Annotated in this window: 8 protein-coding genes and 6 pseudogenes; 8 read left to right on the top strand and 6 right to left on the bottom strand. The window is 70.6% G+C overall.

Features of this window, described 5'->3' with window-relative positions; genetic code table 11:
- Window positions 1–135: 135 nt before the first annotated feature.
- From mutA to rho, 4 pseudogenes are all read left to right on the top strand, one after another.
- Window positions 136–1,989 (top strand): annotated as a pseudogene (gene mutA / locus LNW71_RS31735) (methylmalonyl-CoA mutase small subunit).
- Window positions 1,989–4,188: pseudogene (gene scpA, locus LNW71_RS31730) on the top strand (methylmalonyl-CoA mutase). The pseudogenes mutA and scpA overlap by 1 nt, the downstream one beginning before the upstream one ends.
- A gap of 126 nt (window positions 4,189–4,314) precedes the next feature.
- Window positions 4,315–5,198 (top strand): annotated as a pseudogene (meaB, locus tag LNW71_RS31725) (methylmalonyl Co-A mutase-associated GTPase MeaB).
- Between the two features lie 213 nt (window positions 5,199–5,411).
- A pseudogene (gene rho / locus LNW71_RS31720) lies at window positions 5,412–6,694 on the top strand (transcription termination factor Rho).
- 77 nt (window positions 6,695–6,771) lie between these two features.
- Here rho and LNW71_RS31715 read toward each other — a convergent pair.
- The 4 genes and pseudogenes from LNW71_RS31715 to LNW71_RS31700 form a co-directional block, all read right to left on the bottom strand.
- Entirely contained in the window at window positions 6,772–8,133 is a 1,362-nt protein-coding gene (locus tag LNW71_RS31715; protein ID WP_250971323.1) for an NAD(P)/FAD-dependent oxidoreductase, read from the bottom strand.
- Between the two features lie 131 nt (window positions 8,134–8,264).
- On the bottom strand, window positions 8,265–8,567 hold the full coding sequence (locus LNW71_RS31710; RefSeq protein ID WP_250972222.1) for a hypothetical protein: 303 nt from the start codon (window positions 8,565–8,567) through the stop codon (window positions 8,265–8,267).
- Window positions 8,568–8,641: 74 nt separating this feature from the next.
- Window positions 8,642–10,371, bottom strand: a pseudogene (gene ctaD / locus LNW71_RS31705) (cytochrome c oxidase subunit I).
- A 385-nt stretch (window positions 10,372–10,756) separates the two neighbouring features.
- Window positions 10,757–12,979 carry an NADP-dependent isocitrate dehydrogenase gene (locus LNW71_RS31700; protein WP_250971322.1) on the bottom strand — a complete coding sequence of 741 codons (2,223 nt, stop codon included), beginning with the start codon at window positions 12,977–12,979 and terminating at the stop codon, window positions 10,757–10,759.
- A 194-nt stretch (window positions 12,980–13,173) separates the two neighbouring features.
- Between LNW71_RS31700 and LNW71_RS31695 the strand changes: the two genes are divergently transcribed.
- Window positions 13,174–13,674 carry a tetratricopeptide repeat protein gene (locus tag LNW71_RS31695; RefSeq protein WP_250971321.1) on the top strand — a complete coding sequence of 167 codons (501 nt, stop codon included), beginning with the start codon at window positions 13,174–13,176 and terminating at the stop codon, window positions 13,672–13,674.
- 6 nt (window positions 13,675–13,680) lie between these two features.
- Here LNW71_RS31695 and LNW71_RS31690 read toward each other — a convergent pair whose 3' ends face one another.
- A complete protein-coding gene (locus LNW71_RS31690; RefSeq protein ID WP_250971320.1) occupies window positions 13,681–14,712 on the bottom strand; it encodes a glutathione S-transferase family protein in 1,032 nt (343 codons plus the stop codon).
- A 19-nt stretch (window positions 14,713–14,731) separates the two neighbouring features.
- Window positions 14,732–16,224 (bottom strand): annotated as a pseudogene (locus LNW71_RS31685) (MFS transporter).
- 217 nt (window positions 16,225–16,441) lie between these two features.
- Between LNW71_RS31685 and LNW71_RS31680 the strand changes: the two are divergent.
- The 3 genes from LNW71_RS31680 (at window position 16,442) to dhaK (ending at window position 18,740) form a co-directional block, all read left to right on the top strand.
- A complete protein-coding gene (locus LNW71_RS31680) occupies window positions 16,442–16,837 on the top strand; it encodes a helix-turn-helix transcriptional regulator (RefSeq protein ID WP_250971318.1) in 396 nt (131 codons plus the stop codon).
- A 141-nt stretch (window positions 16,838–16,978) separates the two neighbouring features.
- Entirely contained in the window at window positions 16,979–17,506 is a 528-nt protein-coding gene (locus LNW71_RS31675) for an NUDIX hydrolase (protein WP_250971317.1), read from the top strand.
- A gap of 247 nt (window positions 17,507–17,753) precedes the next feature.
- Window positions 17,754–18,740, top strand: a complete 987-nt coding sequence (dhaK, locus tag LNW71_RS31670; RefSeq protein ID WP_250971316.1) for a dihydroxyacetone kinase subunit DhaK — start codon at window positions 17,754–17,756, stop codon at window positions 18,738–18,740.
- Window positions 18,741–18,791: the final 51 nt, after the last annotated feature.

Here is an 18,791-nt window from a genome sequence, read left to right as displayed (position 1 = left end):
CGGACGGGGATGCGGGGCCGATTCACCCCGCCGGGTGTTACTGGACAGTACGTAAAGGATCAAGTGCGTTCGGAGAGGGCAAGGTCACAGGCCGCACCCCTGCTGCCCATCTGAGACCTGCCCTAGCATCTGGGCATGACGGTCCAGCCTGCTGACGGGCTTTCGTTGGCCGCCGAATTCCCTGATCCCGCCCATGAGCAGTGGCAGAGCCTCGTCGAGGGTGTGCTGCGCAAGTCGGGCAAGGACGTTTCGGGTTCGGCCGCCGAGGAAGCACTGTCCACCACGGTGGAGGACGGCTCATCACCCGCCCCTCTACACCTCGCGCGACGACGCGCCCGATGCCGGTCTCCCGGGATTCGCCCCCTTCACCCGCGGCAGCAAGCCCGAAGGCAGTACGGCGGGCGGCTGGGGCGTACGGCAGCGGCACGGTTCGCCGGATCCCGCCCGGCTCAACGAGGCCGTGCTCGCGGATCTGGAGAACGGTGTCACCTCGCTGTGGCTGACCGTGGGAGGCGCCGGCGGTGTGCCGGTCTCCGGTCTGGCACGGGCGCTGGACGGCGTCTACCTCGATCTCGCTCCGGTCGCGCTCGACGCGGGGGACGAACTGGACGCCGCAGCAACCGAGTTGCTCCGCCTCTACGCGGAGCGCGAGGTTCCCGCGAAGTCGGTGCGCGGCAGTCTTGGCGCCGATCCGCTGGGGCAGGCGGCCCGCAGCGGCGGCGCACCGGACCTGACAGCCGCGATCAGCTGGGCGCAGCGGTGCACGCGCGAGTACCCGGGACTCCGGGCACTGACGGTGGATGCGATGCCGTACCACGAGGCCGGTGGCTCGGCCGCCCAGGAACTGGGCAGTTCGCTGGCCACCGGGGTCGCCTACCTGCGGGCGCTGACCGAGGCGGGTCTCGGTGTCGAGGAGGCCTGCGCGCAGCTGGAGTTCCGCTACGCCGCCACCGCCGACCAGTTCCTGACGATCGCCAAACTGCGGGCCGCGCGCCGGCTGTGGGCGCGGGTCGCCGAGGTCTGCGGGGCCCCGGAGGGCGGGGCGCAGCGACAGCACGCCGTGACCTCGCCGGTGATGATGACCCGGCGCGATCCGTGGGTGAACATGCTGCGGACGACGCTGGCCTGTCTGGGCGCCGGAGTCGGCGGGGCCGATGCGGTGACCGTGCTGCCGTTCGATCACGCGCTCGGCCTGCCGGACGCGTTCGCGCGCCGCATCGCCCGTAACACCTCGACGATCCTGCTGGAGGAGTCCCATCTGGCCCGGGTCATCGACCCGGCCGGCGGCTCCTGGTACGTGGAGCGGCTCACCGACGAACTCGCCGACTCCGCTTGGGCGTTCTTCCAGGAGATCGAGCGGGCGGGTGGCCAGGCGGCCGCGCTGGCCTCCGGAACGGTCGCGGAACGGCTCGCGGCCACCTGGGCGGCGCGCAAGAAGAACCTGGCGCGGCGCAAGGAGCCGATCACCGGCGTCAGCGAGTTCCCCAGCTCGCCGAGCGCGCGGTGGAGCGCAAGGCCGTCCCGGTGGCCGCCCCGCAGGGCGGTCTGCCGGTGGTCCGGCGTGACGAGGCGTTCGAGGAGCTGCGCGCCCGCTCGGACGCGCACCTGGCGGCGACCGGCCGCCGGCCGCGGGTGTTCATCGCCGCGCTCGGCCCCGCCGCGGCGCACACCGCGCGGGCCTCGTTCGCCGCGAACCTCTTCCAGGCGGGCGGCATCGAGCCGGTCCACGAGCCGTTGCGGGTGGACGCCTCGTCGGCCGCCGCGGCCTTCGCGGCCAGCGGGACCGACGTGGCCTGCTTGTGCTCCAGCGACGCCCTGTACGCCGAGCAGGCCGGCGAGGTCGCCGAGGCGCTCGTGTCGGCGGGTGCGCAGCGGGTGTACCTGGCGGGGCGGCCCGGCGATCACCCCGGTGTCGACGAATACGTCTTCGCCGGCTGCGACGTGGTGGCCGTGCTCTCTTCCGTTCTCGACCGTATGGGTGTGGCGTAATGCGGATCCCCGACTTCTCCGACATCGACCTCGGGCCGGGCGGCGGCGCCGAGGTGGGCGAGGACCAGTGGCGTGCCGCGGTGAAGGAGTCCTCCGGGAGCTCCGACGGCGACCTGCTCTGGGAGACCCCGGAAGGCATCGCGGTCAAACCGCTGTACACGGGCCAGGACCTGGAGGAACTCGACTTCCTCGGCACGTATCCGGGGGTGGCTCCGTATCTGCGGGGCCCGTACCCGACGATGTACGTCAACCAGCCGTGGACGATCCGGCAGTACGCGGGTTTCTCCACCGCCGAGGAGTCCAACGCCTTCTACGCCGTAACCTCGCGGCCGGACAGAAGGGGCTCTCCGTCGCCTTCGACCTGCCGACCCACCGGGGCTACGACAGCGACCACCCGCGGGTGACCGGCGACGTCGGCATGGCGGGGTCGCGATCGACTCGATCTACGACATGCGGCAGCTGTTCGAGGGCATCCCGCTGGACAAGATGTCGGTCTCGATGACGATGAACGGCGCCGTGCTTCCCGTACTCGCGCTGTACATCGTGGCCGCCGAGGAACAGGGTGTGCCGCCCGAGAAGCTGGCCGGGACCATTCAGAACGACATCCTGAAGGAGTTCATGGTCCGCAACACCTACATCTATCCGCCGAAGCCCTCGATGCGGATCATCTCCGACATCTTCGCGTTCACCTCGCAGCGGATGCCTCGCTACAACTCGATCTCCATCTCCGGGTACCACATCCAGGAGGCCGGAGCCACGGCCGATCTGGAGCTGGCGTACACCCTGGCCGACGGCGTGGAGTACCTGCGGGCCGGGCGGGACACCGGACTCGACGTGGACGCCTTCGCGCCGCGACTGTCGTTCTTCTGGGCGATCGGCATGAACTTCTTCATGGAGATCGCAAAGCTGCGGGCGGCCCGGCTGCTGTGGGCCAAGCTGGTCCGGGAGTTCGAGCCCAAGAACCCCAAGTCGCTCTCGCTGCGCACTCATTCGCAGACCTCGGGCTGGTCGCTGACCGCCCAGGACGTGTTCAACAACGTCACCAGGACCTGCGTGGAGGCGATGGCGGCGACCCAGGGTCACACCCAGTCGCTGCACACCAACGCCCTCGACGAGGCACTCGCGTTGCCGACGGACTTCTCCGCGCGCATCGCCCGCAACACCCAGCTGCTGCTCCAGCAGGAGTCCGGCACCGGGCGGGTCATCGACCCGTGGGGCGGCAGCGCGTACGTGGAGAAGCTCACCTACGACCTGGCGCGGCGGGCCTGGCAGCACATCGAGGAGGTCGAGGCGGCGGGCGGTATGGCCAAGGCCATCGACGCCGGCATCCCCAAGCTGCGCATCGAGGAGGCGGCCGCCCGCACCCAGGCGCGCATCGACTCCGGCCGCCAGCCCGTCATCGGCGTCAACAAGTACCGCGTCGAGACCGACGAGAAGATCGACGTGCTCAAGGTCGACAACTCCTCGGTGCGCACCCAGCAGATCGAGAAGCTGCGCCGGCTGCGCGAGGAGCGCGACGAGCAGGCCTGCCAGGACGCGCTGGGCGCGCTGACGGCGGCGGCCGGGCGGGAGCCGGGTCCCGGGCTCGAAGGCAACCTGCTGGCGCTGGCCGTCGACGCGGCACGCGCGATGGCCACCGTCGGCGAGATCTCGGACGCGCTGGAGAAGGTGTACGGCCGGCACGCGGGCCAGATCCGTACGATCTCCGGTGTGTACCGCAACGAGGCAGGGGAGTCGCCGTCCGTGGACCGCACCCGCGCACTGGTGGACGCGTTCGAGGAGGCGGAGGGGCGGCGCCCGCGCATCCTGGTCGCCAAGATGGGCCAGGACGGTCACGACCGCGGCCAGAAGGTGATCGCGACCGCCTTCGCCGACCTGGGCTTCGACGTGGATGTCGGCCCGCTGTTCCAGACGCCGGGCGAAGTCGCCCGGCAGGCGGTCGAGGCGGACGTGCACATCGTGGGCGTCTCGTCGCTCGCCGCCGGCCACCTCACCCTGGTGCCGGCGCTCCGCGAGGAGCTCGCGGCCGAGGGCCGCGAGGACATCATGATCGTGGTGGGCGGGGTGATTCCGCCGCAGGACATCGAGGCGCTGCACGAAGCGGGAGCAGCGGCCGTGTTCCCGCCCGGCACGGTGATCCCCGACGCGGCCCACGACCTGGTGACGCGGCTCGGCGCCTCACTGGGCCACGAGCTGTGAGCCGCTGAGCCGATGGCCGCGAAGATCGATCTCGACAGCTATGTGAAGGGCGTACTCGACGGGAAGCGGGCGCACATCGCGCGCGCGATCACCCTCGTCGAGTCCACCCGGCCCGATCACAGGGCGCTGGCGCAGCAGTTGCTGCGCGAACTCCTGCCGCACTCGGGCAACGCCCGCCGCATCGGGATCAGCGGTGTGCCCGGGGTCGGCAAGTCCACGTTCATCGACGCCCTCGGCACCATGCTCACCGGGCTCGGGCACCGGGTCGCGGTGCTGGCCGTCGACCCGTCCTCCAGCCGCACCGGAGGCTCCATCCTGGGCGACAAGACCAGGATGGAGCGGCTCGCGGTGGACCCGGCGGCGTTCGTACGCCCCTCCCCACCGCCGGGACGCTGGGCGGGGTGGCGAAGGCGACCCGGGAGTCCGTCGTGGTGATGGAGGCGGCGGGCTACGACGTGGTGCTGGTGGAGACCGTCGGGGTCGGACAGTCGGAGACGGCGGTCGCCAACATGGTCGACACGTTTCTGCTGCTGACGCTGGCCCGCACCGGCGACCAGCTGCAGGGCATCAAGAAGGGCGTGCTGGAGCTCGCCGACGCCATCGCGGTCAACAAGGCCGACGGTCCGCACGAGCGCGACGCCCGCGGCGCCGCACGCGAGCTGGCGGGCGCGCTGCGGCTGATGCACCCGGCGGACGCGGCGTGGACCCCACCGGTACTGACCTGCAGCGCGCGCGAATCGACCGGCCTCGACACCCTGTGGGAGCGCCTGGAGCAGCACCGGACACTGCTCGAATCGACCGGCCGGCTCGCGGCCAAGCGGAGCGAGCAGCAGGTCGACTGGACCTGGACGATGGTGCGCGAGGAGTTGCTGGAGAGCCTGCGCAGCCATCCCGGTGTGCGTGCGCTCGCCCCGGAGCTGGAGCAGCGGGTTCGTGGGGGCACCTTGCCGGCCACGCTGGCCGCCGAGCAGATCCTGGAAGCGTTCCGGGGCCCCGGGCCGGCTGCCTGACCCGGGGAGCGGCAGGTGTTCTGGCATGCCGGGGCCCGGCGTGGCAGAACACCTGCCGCTCCCCCGCCCCCCTCGTGTGATCTGCGCCGCGCCGGCAGTCGCCGTCCGGCAGCCGTGGTACATTGCCATTGGTACTTGTGTACGCCTTGAGATTCGGGCGCCGGTGCCGGTTCATTCTCACCACGCTGATGCGCCTTCTCCTACAGACCGGCGATCCAGCGTTCTCGCATCACTTCCTTCAGTCCGGTACGGGCTCTCCGACCGGTCTTTCCTGCCCGTCGTCCGGGGCGTGAGATCTCCGCCCCCGTTTCTGCCGGGCCCCTTCATTCGCATGTCCGCGAAAGGACCACCCCGCATGACCACCACACTCGAACACCCCGTCACCACCCGGCCGCCGGCCCCCACGGCCGCCGCCGGCGTCCTCGACCTCACGCCCCAGGGGCACGGCGCCCTGCGCCCCGCAGACGGCCACCCCACCCCCCGCGACGTCCAGGTCCCCACCGCACTCATCCGCCGGCACGGCCTGCGCAAGGGCGACGTCGTCGAGGGCCGCTGCGACCGGCCCGCGCGCTGAGCAGCGTGGAACGCGTCAACGGCCTTCCCCCGCAAGCGATCCGGGACCGTCCGCACTTCCGCGACCTCACCCCGCTCCACCCCGGGAGCGGCTGCACCTGGAAACCCCCTCCGGCAGCCCCTCGACGCGCATCCTCGACCTGGTCGCCCCGATCGGCAAGGGACAGCGCGGGCTCGTCGTCGCCCCGCCCAGGACCGGCAAGACGGTCCTCCTGCAGCAGATCGCGGCGGCGGTCGCGGAGAACCACCCCGAGAGCCACCTGATGGTGGTGCTGCTCGACGAGCGTCCGGAGGAGGTCACCGACATGCGCCGGTCGGTACGGGGCGAGGTGTACGCCTCTACCTTCGACCGGCCCGCCAAGGAGCACATCGCGCTCGCGGAGCTCGCTCTCGAACGCGCCAAGCGCCTGGTCGAGCAGGGCCGGGACGTCGTCATCCTGCTCGACTCCCTCACCCGGCTGTGCCGGGCCCACAACAACGCCGCGGGCGCCGGCGGACGCACCCTGAGCGGCGGAGTCGACGCGGCGGCGCTGCTCGGACCCAAACGCCTCTTCGGGGCCGCGCGGCTCACCGAGGAGGGCGGCTCCCTCACCATCGTGGCCACGGCTCTCGTGGACACCGGCTCCCGCGCCGACGAGTACTTCTTCGAGGAGCTGAAGGGGACCGGCAACATGGAGCTCCGGCTCGACCGCGCCCTGGCCGAGAAGCGGATCCACCCGGCCGTGAACATCGCGGCATCCGGCACCCGCCGCGACGAACTCCTCGTACCGGCCGACGAACTGACCGCCGTGCGCGGCCTGCGCCGCGCCCTGCACTCCAGGGACGCGCAGACCTCACTCGAAACGCTGCTGGACCGGATCCGGCACACCCCGGACAACGCCGCCTTCCTCCGGCTGATCCGCAACACCGTTCCGGCCGGCTGAGGAATCTGCAGGGTCACAGCCGACCGACGAGGGGCCCCGGCCGGGGAATACCGGCCGGGGCCCCTCTCGCCTGCGGCTCACATCCGGGTGTTCAGCGAAGCGGTGTGCTCGCGGACCTGCTCGGGCGTGAGATAGCCGTCCGTGTACTCGAAGTCCCGCAGCGTGGCGGGCTTGCGGGACTGGAATCCGGTGCGGACGAAATCGTCACCCGCGGCGGCGTTGATCAGCCAGTTGGTCATGACCCGCGCCTTGGCCACATTGGTCCTCAGCGCCGACCAGTGGTAACCACGGGCCACCGCCTGGGCGGTGATGCCGTGCATCTCGATGCCGAGCGGCTTGGAGACGGCGTCCTTGCCGCCGAGGTCGACGACGAGGCCGAGGTCCTTGTGGACGTACTGCTGCAGCGGCTGGTTGCGGAGCGTGGCCAGGACGTTGTCCGCGACCTTGCGGCCCTGACGCATGGCGTGCTGGGCGGTGGGCGGGCAGACCGCGCCGTCGCCCTTGGCCAGGTCGGGCACGGCCGCCGCGTCACCGAGGGCGAAGATTCCGTCATGGCCCGGCAGGACCATCTCGGGGGTCACCGCCAGGCGGCCGCGCACCGTCTCCGCGTCGAAGGTGGTGACCAGGGGGCTGGCGGCAACGCCCGCCGTCCAGATCAGCGTGCGGCAGGGCAGGACCCGGCCGTCCGTGAAGGTCACCTTGTCGGGGCCGGCCTCGGCCACGGAGACGCCGAGGGACACCTCGATCCCCCGTTCGCGCAGCACCTTCAGCGCGCTCTCCCCGAGCTTGTCGCCCAGTTCGGGCATCAGCTTCGGGGCGATGTCGATCAGGTGCCACTTGATCAGCTTCGGGTCGAGCCGCGGGTAGTGCCGCACGGCGTTGGTGGTCAGCCGCTGCAGGCAGGCCGCGGTCTCGGTGCCCGCGTAGCCGCCGCCGACGACCACGAACTGCAGCCGCGAGGCCCGCTCCTCCTCGTCGTGGCTGGCGTCCGCGAGGTCGAGCTGCGCGATCACGTGATCGCGCACGAAGGCAGCCTCGGCCAGCGTCTTCATGCCGCGGGCGTTGTCGAGCAGCCCGGGGATGTCGAAGGTGCGGGTGACACTGCCGGGGCTGAGCACGATGTAGTCGTACGGCTCGTTGACGACCTCGTCGGTGATCTTGCGGATGACGCAGACCTTCGCCAGGGGGTCCACTCCGATGGCCCCGCCGGGGATGATCCTGGTCCGGTGCCGGCTGCTGCGGCGCAGTGACACCGCGATCGACTGCGGGGTGAGGACACCCGAGGCCACTTGAGGCAGCAGGGGCAGGTAGAGCTGGTAGGAGAACGGGGCCACGAGCGCGATGTCTGCTTCACCGGGGCGGAGCCGGCGTTCCAGACGGCGTACGCACTCGACCCCGGCAAATCCGGCTCCGACAACGAGAATCCTGGGTCGTGCCACAGTGTTCGTCCCTTCTCGGGTCTGCACGGTCGTCCGTTCGCCTGCCCCGTCACACGCGCCCGTCACCTCTTATCTTTACGAGACGGGTGCGACTTCGCCTGCTGGGGCGGCAGAACGGACGACCCGGCAGCTCACCTGGCCAGGTAGGTCACCACCGTGCAGGCCCCGCCGGCCGTGCCCACGCAGACCACCGTGGCCGCCACACAGCGCGCCCTGAGCCGGCGGTAGCGCTCGTTGTACTCGCCGCGCAGCTCGATGGCACGGGCGGAGATGCGCGACAGCATCACCCGCGAGGCGTCGGCCCGGTCGGCCACGTAGACACGTTCCACGTCATCGCGCTGGGCGGTGGTGAGCCAGGGCAGCGCGTCGGTGAAGCCGCGGGCGAGCCGTCGCGCCGCCTCGACCTCGGCGTTCCACAGCAGATAGCCCTCCATCTGGGCCAGCCCGCGCGCGCTGTCCTTGTCGGGGTCACTGCTCACCCGCTTCTCCTCTCCCCCGGCCGCCGCGCTCACGCCTGCTTGTCCCCCGGAGCCACCGTCACCGAACGGTCGAGCCGGTTGGCGGCGTCGTCGAGCTCACGTACGGACGGGTGGTGCAGGTCGAACGCCGGGGACTCGGAACGGATCCGCGGCAGCGTGACGAAGTTGTGCCGCGGCGGCGGGCAGGAGGTCGCCCACTCCAGCGAACGGCCGTAGCCCCACGGGTCGTCGACCTCGATCTTCTTCCCGTACTTGGCCGTCTTCCAGACGTTGTACAGGAAGGGCAGCATCGACAGGCCGAGCACGAACGAGGAGATCGTCGAGATCGTGTTGAGGGTGGTGAAGCCGTCGCTCGCGAGGTAGTCGGCGTAGCGGCGCGGCATGCCCTCGGCGCCCAGCCAGTGCTGCACCAGGAACGTGCCGTGGAAGCCGACGAACAGCGTCCAGAAGGACATCTTGCCGAGCCGTTCGTCCAGCATCTTGCCGGTGAACTTCGGCCACCAGAAGTGGAATCCGGCGAACATCGCGAAGACCACGGTGCCGAAGACCACGTAGTGGAAGTGCGCCACGACGAAGTACGAGTCCGAGACCTCGAAGTCCATCGGGGCGACGCGAGGATCACCCCGGTCAGACCACCGAAGAGGAAGGTGACGAGGAAGCCGATGGACCAGAGCATCGGTGTCTCGAAGGACAGCGAGCCCTTCCACATCGTGCCGATCCAGTTGAAGAACTTCACCCCGGTGGGCACCGCGATGAGGAACGTCATGAAGGAGAAGAACGGCAGCAGCACACCGCCGGTGACGTACATGTGGTGCGCCCACACGGTCACGGACAGACCGGCGATGGCGATCGTCGCGCCGACCAGGCCGATGTAACCGAAGATCGGTTTCCGGCTGAAGACCGGAATGATCTCCGTGACGATCCCGAAGAACGGGAGCGCGATGATGTACACCTCCGGATGGCCGAAGAACCAGAACAGGTGCTGCCAGAGCAGGGCGCCGCCGTTGGCCGCGTCGAAGATGTGCGCACCGAACTTGCGGTCGGCCTCCAGCGCCAGCAGCGCGGCGGCCAGGACCGGGAAGGCCAGCAGGACCAGGACACCGGTCAGCAGGACGTTCCAGACGAAGATCGGCATGCGGAACATCGTCATGCCGGGTGCGCGCATGCAGATGATCGTGGTGATGAAGTTGACCGAGCCGAGGATCGTACCGAAGCCGGAGAAGGCCAGACCCATGATCCACATGTCGGCGCCGACGCCCGGCGAGCGGACCGCGTCGGTCAGCGGGGAGTAGGCGAACCAGCCGAAGTCGGCCGCTCCGTTCGGGGTGAGGAAGCCGGCCACCGCGATGAGCGAGCCGAAGAGATACAGCCAGTACGCGAACATGTTCAGCCGGGGGAACGCCACGTCGGGCGCGCCGATCTGCAGCGGCATGATCCAGTTGGTGAATCCGGCGAACAGCGGCGTCGCGAACATCAGCAGCATGATCGTGCCGTGCATGGTGAACGCCTGGTTGAACTGCTCGTTCGAGATGATCTGGATGCCGGGGCGGGCCAGCTCGGCGCGCATGAAGAGCGCGAGCAGACCGCCGATGAGGAAGAACGCGAACGAGGTGACCAGGTAAAGGGAGCCGATCGTCTTGTGGTCCGTGGTGGTCAGCCACGTGATGACCACATTGCCCGGCTCCTTGCTGTGTACCGGAAGCTCGTTGGCGTACGACTCGTCTTCCTCCGCTGTCCCTGCTGTGCCCGTCGTCGTCACTGGGACGCTCCTTCGATTGTCATCCCGGGTGGACTGCGCACCCGGCGTGGCGCCGCTTCCACCGGGGTGGGCCGAACGGCCCTCCCCGCGCGTCGCGCGAGTTTCCGGTTGCAGCAAACCAGCCAGGTGGCCACCGGGGGTGGCCCTGCGCCCGCCGTGGCGCGACATTCACTCGTCAGGGCGTCCCCGGACGGGTTGTTCCGCGCACTCGGGCAGGTCCGCCCTTCGAAGGGGTCCGGCACGGGACGGGCGCGCTCAGCAGCGCCGGTCCGGGGCCCGGACACAGCTCCGCCCCGGCTCGACGGTGTGCCGGCCGGGGCGGAGCTGTGCTGGGCGGCGCGGACGAGGGAGAGGCGCGGCCCCTCCCCCGTCCGCGCCGCTCACCTCAGACGAGGCTCGCGATCGCCTGGTTGAACGTCGCCGACGGGCGCATGACGGCCGCGGCCTTGACCGGGTCGGGCTGGTAGTAGCCGCCGATGTCCACCGGCTTGCCCTGCACCGCGACCAGCTCGGCGACGATGGTCTGCTCCTGCTCGGCCAGCGTCTTGGCGAGCGGCGCGAACACCTCGGCGAGCTTGGCGTCTGCGGTCTGCTGCGCCAGCTCCTGGGCCCAGTACAGGGCCAGGTAGAAGTGGCTGCCGCGGTTGTCGATGCCGCCGAGCTTGCGGCTGGGCGACTTGTCCTCGTTCAGGAACGTGGCGGTCGCGCGGTCCAGCGTGTCGGCGAGGACCTGGGCGCCGGCGTTGTCCGTGGTCTGCGCGAGGTGCTCGAAGCTGACCGCGAGGGCGAGGAACTCACCCAGGCTGTCCCAGCGCAGGTAGTCCTCCTTGACGAGCTGCTGGACGTGCTTCGGCGCGGAGCCGCCGGCGCCCGTCTCGAAGAGACCGCCGCCGTTCATCAGCGGGACGACGGAGAGCATCTTCGCGCTGGTGCCGAGCTCGAGGATGGGGAACAGGTCGGTCAGGTAGTCACGCAGCACGTTGCCGGTGACCGAGATGGTGTCCTCGCCGCGGCGGATGCGCTCCAGGGAGAAGGCGGTGGCCTTCACCGGCGACATGATCTCGATCTGCAGACCGTCGGTGTCGTGGCCGGCCAGGTAGGTCCTGACCTTCTCGATGAGGTTGGCGTCGTGCGCCCGGTCCTCGTCGAGCCAGAACACGGCCGGGGTGCCGGTCGCGCGGGCGCGGGTGACGGCGAGCTTGACCCAGTCCTGGATCGGCAGGTCCTTGGCCTGGCACACACGGAAGATGTCACCGGCGCCGACGGCCTGCTCCAGGACGGCGTTGCCGCTGCCGTCCACGACCCGCACGGTGCCCGTGGTGGGGACCTCGAAGGTCTTGTCGTGGCTGCCGTACTCCTCGGCCTTCTGCGCCATGAGGCCGACGTTGGACACCGAACCCATCGTGGCGGGGTCGTAGGCGCCGTTGGCACGGCAGTCGTCGATGACGACCTGGTAGACGCCCGCGTAGCTGCTGTCGGGCAGCACGGCGAGGGTGTCGGCCTCGTTGCCGTCCGGGCCCCACATGTGGCCGGAGGTGCGGATCATGGCCGGCATGGAGGCGTCGACGATGACGTCGCTGGGGACGTGCAGGTTGGTGATGCCCTTGTCGGAGTCGACCATCGCCAGGGCGGGACCCTCGGCGAGCTCGGCCTCGAAGGAGGCCTTGATCTCCGCACCGATGTGCGGCACCGAGTCCAGGCCCTTGAGGATGCCGCCGAGACCGTCGTTCGGGGTCAGGCCGGCTGCGATGAGCGCCTCGCCGTACTTGGCGAAGGTGTTCGGGAAGAAGGCGCGGACCACGTGGCCGAAGATGATCGGGTCGGAGACCTTCATCATGGTGGCCTTGAGGTGCACCGAGAACAGGATGCCCTCGGCCTTGGCGCGGGCGACCTGCGCGGTGAAGAACTCGCGCAGCGCGGCGACGCGCATGACGGCGGCGTCCACGACCTCGCCGGCGAGCACGGGCACGGAGTCACGCAGGACGGTGACCGTGCCGTCGTCACCGACGAGCTCGATGCGCAGCGTGCCGTCCTCGGCGATCACGACGGACTTCTCGGTGGAGCGGAAGTCGTCGACGCCCATGGTCGCGACGTTCGTCTTCGAGTCGGCGGTCCAGGCGCCCATGCGGTGCGGGTGCGCCTTGGCGTAGTTCTTGACCGACGCGGGGGCCCGCCGGTCGGAGTTACCCTCGCGCAGGACGGGGTTGACCGCGCTGCCCTTGATCTTGTCGTAACGCGCGCGGGCGTCCTTGTCCTCGTCGGACTTCGGGTCGTCCGGGTAGTCCGGCAGCGCGTAGCCCTGGCCCTGGAGCTCGGCGATCGCGGCCTTCAGCTGCGGGATCGAGGCCGAGACGTTCGGAAGCTTGATGATGTTCGCACCGGGAGTCGTGGCCAGCGCGCCGAGCTCGGCGAGTGCATCGTCGATGCGCTGGTTCTCCTGGAGGCGGTCGGGGAAGCTGGCGATGATCCGGCCCGCCAGGGAGATGTCACGGCTCTCCACGGTGACCCCGGCCTTCGAGGCGTAGGCCTCGATCACCGGCAGGAACGAATACGTCGCCAGGGCCGGGGCCTCGTCGGTGTGTGTATAGATGATGGTCGAGTCAGTCACCCTGTGCTCCGCTCCACGTCTGCAACATTGCTTGACATCAAGATATCTCGTGATCGCCGCTGACTCGACAGGGCCCTGCCCCGCACGGGCCGGAACCGGTCCTACCGCATCGCCGCCCGCGAGCGAGCCCCGCCGGACCGCGGCGCCGCACCAGGATTTGCCCTCCCGCCGCGGTCCTGGCAGCGTGCGACGGCATGAGCGCAGACGGCGAACACACCGAAGCACTGGCGCGGGCGGTGCGGCTGCGCGAGCAGAAGAACGCGCGGGCGCACGAGCAGCTGGTGAGCCTGGCCGCGCGGTATCCGCACGACGCCGCGATCGCCTATCAGACCGCCTGGTCGCACGATTCCCTCGGCCTGGAGGCTCAGGCCGTGCCGTACTACGAGAGCGCGCTGGACGGTCCGGGGCTTTCGGCCGAGGACCGTCACGGCGCCTTCCTCGGCCTCGGCAGTACGTTGCGGGTGCTGGGCCGCTACGGGGCGGCGCACGCGGTGCTGCGCCGCGGCCTGGACGAGTTCGCGGACGACGCCTCGCTGCTGACCTTTCTCGCCATGACGCTGTACAACCTCGGCGAGTCCCGCGAGGCGGTACGGACACTGCTCAAGGTGACGGCAGCCACCAGCGGCGACGACCGGCTCCGGGCGTACCGTCCGGCGATCGAGTACTACGCCGACCGCCTGGACGAGACGGAGTAGCGCGGCTCAGGGACGCCCCTGCTCCGGGACCTGCTCACCGGATGGCACCGGTCCGGGCGGGGTGCCGTCGCCGAACGGCCGGCCGCCCAGCTGCTCCCGGTGGTGCGGGGTCAGCCAGCCCGACAGATCGGGGCCGACGGGCACGATGCCGGTGGGGTTGATGCCCGTGTGGACCCGGTAGTAGTGCTGCTTGATGTGGTGGAAGTCGACCGTGTCACCGAAGCCGGGGGTCTGGTAGAGATCCCGGGTGTAGCCCCACAGGACCGGGTCCTCGGTGAGTTTCGAGCGGTTGCACTTGAAGTGCCCGTGGTAGACGGCGTCGAAGCGCACGAGCGTGGTGAAGAGCCGGATGTCGGCCTCGGTGATCGTGTCGCCGACGAGGTAGCGCCGGTCGGCGAGGCGTGCCGACACCAGGTCCAGGCGGCGGAACAGGTCCTCGTACGCGGCCGCGTACTCGTCCTGTCCGTTCGCGAAGCCGGCCCGGTACACGCCGTTGTTCACGTCACGGTAGATGCCCTCCATGACCTCGTCGATCTCCTCGCGCAGCGGCTCGGGGTAGAGGTCGGGCGCCCCGGGCCGGTGCAGCGCGGTCCATTGGGTGGCGAGGTCCAGGGTGATCTGCTGGTAGTCGTTGGTGACGAGCTTGCCGGTGGGTACGTCGACGACGGCGGGAACGCTGACTCCGCCGGGGTAGCCCTGTTCGCGTGCGTCGTACGCCTCGGCGAGGTACTCGATGCCGAGCACGGGGTCCCGGCCGCCCTCGTCCAGCGTGAAGCGCCAGCTGCGGTCGTCCTGCAGCGGATCGGTGACGGCGAGCGAGAGCGCGCCCTCCAGGCCGAGCAGCCGGCGGGAGACCAGCGCGCGGCTCGCCCAGGGGCAGGCGCGGCTGACGACCAGGCGGTAGCGGCCCGCTTCGACGGGCCAGCCGTCCCGGCCGTCGGCGGTGATGCGGTCGGCGAAATGGCTCCTGGACCGCTTGAAGGGTTTGTGGCCGTACTCCGTGTTGCCGCCGGGTTCGCTGCGGTCCTGGTCGTTCATCGCTTTCTCCCTGTCTCCGCTACGGGCGGGTGGGCTGCTGTGTACGGCTTCTGCCCCGCCGGGCCCCGCCCACGTCGGCCAGCGCCACGATCAGTCCGGCCAGCACGAAGGCGACGGAGACGACGAGCCCGTGGTCGTACGCGGTGGACCAGCCGGTGGAGCCCACCTGGGCGAAGAAGACCGAGCCGACCGCGGCGATCCCGATCGCGGAGCCGACCCGCTGACCGGTCTGGAGGGTGCCGCCCGCGCTTCCGGCGGTGGCCACCGGCACCTGGGACAGGGTCAGGGTCTGGTTCGGTGCGATGACCAGGCCGCTGCCCAGGCCCGCCACCAGCAGCGGGGCCGCCATCGCCCATCCGGCGCCCCTGCCGGGCACCAGGTGGACGGCGAGTGCGGTGGCCGCAAGGCCCACGGCCACGGTCGCCATGCCGACGACGACGAGGGGGCGACCGTACCGGCCGACCATCCTGCCGCCGGGACCCGCCGCGACGGCGGACCCCAGGGCGAACGGTGTGATCGCCAGACCTGCCATCAGCGCGGTGTAGTGCAGCCCGCTCTGCAGGTACAGCGTGGTGATGAAGAAGATCGAGGTGAAGCCGGCGAAGTACAGCAGGATCAGCAGACAGCCCAGCCAGTAGGAGCGGACGCGGAAGAGCGAAAGGTCGACGACGGGCTGGGTGCCGCGGCGGCCGCACCGGGACTCCCAGGCGACGAAGGCCGCGAGCAGCCCCACGGCCACCAGCAGCAGCAGCCACTTCCCGTTGCCCTCCCACTGGTGTGCCTGGACGAAGGGCAGCAGCAGCGCCAGCACCCCTGCTCCCAGCAGCAGGACACCGAGGGGGTCGAGGTCCCGCAGCCGCACCGGGCCCGCGGACGGGGTGTCCGGAAGGAGCCGGCGGGCCAGCAGAAGGCAGACGAGTCCGAGCGGCAGGTTGACGTAGAAGACCCAGCGCCAGCCCTCTTCGGTGCCGGCCGCCTGGATCAGCAGTCCGCCCAGCAGCGGGCCGACCGCGGTGGAGATGCCGACGACCGTGCCGAACATGCCGAAGGCCCGGCCCCGTTCACGCCCCGAGAACATCTGCTGGATGAGGGCGGAGATCTGCGGCGAGACGAGCCCGCCGGCCAGGCCCTGGACCAGTCGGGCGACGACCAGCCAGAGACTGGACTGGGCGGCTCCGCAGGCCGCGGACGACAGCGTGAAGAGCACCAGCCCGGCCATGAACACCTCACGGCGCCCGCGGGCGTCGCCGAGCCGCCCGGCGGGGATCAGGAACAGTCCGAAGGCGAGGGCGTAGCCGGAGAGCACCCACTGCAGGTCGGACTCCGGTGTGTGCAGCCCTTCCCGGATGGACGGCAGCGCGACGTTGACGATCGACACGTCCAACAGGGTCATGAAGCCCGCGACCAGGCACACCGCGAGCGCCTTCCACCGCCTGGGGTCCGGCGTGTCAGGCCCGGAGTCGGACTCCGCACCCCGCCCCCGGCACCCCGGTACGCCGCGCTCTCTGCCATGGCTCGCACCCTAGGTCGCGCGCCCCGATTCCTCATCCCGGCAGGGCCACCCGGCCGTGCGCCGCGCGTTACATTGGCGCGGTCACCGTCCTCGGCCCGTCGCGGCCCGGCAGCGGTGCCCGGCCGGCTGCGGGCGCGGTGGCCGAGTGCCGCCACCCACCGCAGAACCACAGCAAAAGCTTGCATATGCAAGTTAATTCCCCGTAGAGTGCGGCATATGCAGTCCTACACCATCGGGCAGGCCGCCCGCCTACTGGGCGTCAGCCCGGACACCGCTCGCCGCTGGGCGGATGCGGGACGCGTCGTCACCCACCGCGAGGAGGGCGGGCGTCGCCTCATCGACGGCCGCGACCTGGCCGCGTTCTCCGTCGAGCTCGCCCAGAGCGGCTCCGGCGACGAGGACGCCTCGTACACCTCCGCCCGTAACGCCTTCCCCGGCATCGTCACCGCCGTCAAGCTCGGGGACGTGGCGGCACAGGTCGAGATCCAGGCCGGTCCGCACCGGCTCGTCTCGCTGCTGACCCGGGAGGCGGTCGAGGAACTCGGCCTCGAAGTCGGGATGCAGGCCACCGCCCGCGTGAAGTCGACCAGCGTGCACATCGACCGCACCTGACCCGGAGCCAGGACTCCGGCCGTGAGGATCACCCGACCCGGCGGGCAGGCCGGCGCCCCGGATGGCGCAGCCGGCCGCGGGTCTGTCGTCGGCGCGGGTCGGGAGAGAGGTGCCTCGGTGTCGAGAACATCAGGAACCATCGTGTCAGCCATAGTCGAACGCGACGGCCACCTGCTGATGGTTCGTGAACGTCTGCCGGGAGAGCAGGAACAGTGGGTCTTCCCCGGTGGTGTCGCGGAACCGGGGGAGCTCGCGCACCAGGCCCTCGGGCGGGAGGTCCACGAGGAGACCGGACTGAGCCTGGCCGGACCGACGAGCCTGGCCTACGTCTCCCAGCACGTCGTCACCGGCGACCCCCGCTGGGACGGCACCTGGACCGTCCTCGCCTTCCACGCGCAGGGGGCGACCGGGACACTTGGCCCCCTTGATCCCGACGAACTGGTCCTGGAAGCCGCCTGGGTGCCGAGAGCCGAGGCGTTGGCCCGAGTCGCCGCACACCCCTCCCGCCGACGCAGGGAGCCGCTCATCTCCTGTCTGGACGGCACATCGCCGCCCGGCACTCTCTGGCTGTGGCCGGGCGGACCGCAGGACGCGCCGGTCGTGGTCCCCGCGGGCGGGGGAAGCTGCCCGCCCGCACCGCCGGCAGCCGGAACTCGTGGGCGACCGTGACGGCGACACGCTCGGCCTCGCCCGCCCATGGTCACCGTCTCCGGGGCGCCGAGCCGTCGGCGCGCACCTCACGCACCGATGACGGGCCGTCAGTAGACTCGGCACCGAGTCGGCACCGATCCCTCCGGAGCCACACCGCACGACGCCGTCCTCCGGCGGGATCAACGGCTCACGAAACAGCCCCTGAGCTGCATGAAAACTGATCAGGGTGCCACCTGACAGCTCTACTGGGAGGTTACCGTTGAGGATGCTGATCAACGTCCCCGAAACCGTGGTCGCGGACGCTCTGCGCGGCATGGCCGCCGCCCATCCCGAACTGACCGTGGACGTCGAGCACCGTGTCGTCGTACGGCGGGACGCACCCGTGGCGGGAAAGGTCGCCCTGGTCTCCGGCGGCGGTTCCGGGCACGAGCCGTTGCATGCCGGGTTCGTCGGTCCCGGGATGCTGTCCGCCGCATGTGCCGGGGAGGTGTTCACCTCGCCGGTGCCGGATCAGATGGTGCGGGCCGCCGCCGCCGTCGACAGCGGTGCGGGCGTGCTCTTCGTCGTCAAGAACTACACCGGTGACGTGCTCAACTTCGAGATGGCCGCCGAGCTCGCCGACGAGGAGGGCGTGCAGGTCGCCCAGGTGCTCGTCAACGACGACGTGGCGGTCACCGACAGCCTCTTCACCGCCGGGCGGCGGGGCACGGGGGCGACCCTGTTCGTCGAGAAGATCGCCGGAGCGGCAGCCGAGGAGGGCGCCCCACTGGACCGGGTGGCGGCGATCGCACGGCAGGTCAACGACGCGTCGCGCAGTTTCGGAGTGGCCCTGACCTCCGTCACCACCCCCGCGAAGGGCTCCCCCACCTTCGACCTCCCCGAGGGCGAGCTCGAACTCGGGGTGGGCATCCACGGCGAGCCGGGGCGCGAGCGGCGTCCGATGATGACGTCCCGGGAGATCGCCGACTTCGCCGTGGACGCGGTGCTGGAGGACCTGCGGCCGAACGGGCCGGTGATCGCGCTGGTCAACGGAATGGGCGCGACACCGCTGCTGGAGCTCTACGGGTTCAACGCCGAGGTGCAGCGGGTGTTGACCGAGCGGGGCGTGGTCGTGGCCCGCACGCTCGTGGGCAACTATGTGACCTCGCTCGACATGGCGGGCTGCTCGGTGACGCTCTGCCAGGTGGACGAGGAACTGGTGCGCCTCTGGGACGCGCCGGTGCAGACGCCCGCGCTGCGCTGGGGCCGTTGACCGCCGGTACCCCCCGTTCCGACGCACGCCGTCACGCTCGATGAACCAAGG

The organism is Streptomyces sp. RKAG290, from assembly GCF_023701695.1.
GTDB lineage: Bacteria > Actinomycetota > Actinomycetes > Streptomycetales > Streptomycetaceae > Streptomyces.
This window is presented reverse-complemented; position numbering and strand designations above follow the sequence as displayed.

Coding starts and splice junctions, on each gene's coding strand:
- dhaK (WP_250971316.1), top strand. CDS start 17,754: ATGCTGATCAACGTCCCCGAAACCGTGGTCGCGGACGCTCTGCGCGGC.
- LNW71_RS31710 (WP_250972222.1), bottom strand. CDS start 8,567: ATGGAGGGCTATCTGCTGTGGAACGCCGAGGTCGAGGCGGCGCGACGG.
- LNW71_RS31690 (WP_250971320.1), bottom strand. CDS start 14,712: ATGAACGACCAGGACCGCAGCGAACCCGGCGGCAACACGGAGTACGGC.
- LNW71_RS31695 (WP_250971321.1), top strand. CDS start 13,174: ATGAGCGCAGACGGCGAACACACCGAAGCACTGGCGCGGGCGGTGCGG.
- LNW71_RS31680 (WP_250971318.1), top strand. CDS start 16,442: ATGCAGTCCTACACCATCGGGCAGGCCGCCCGCCTACTGGGCGTCAGC.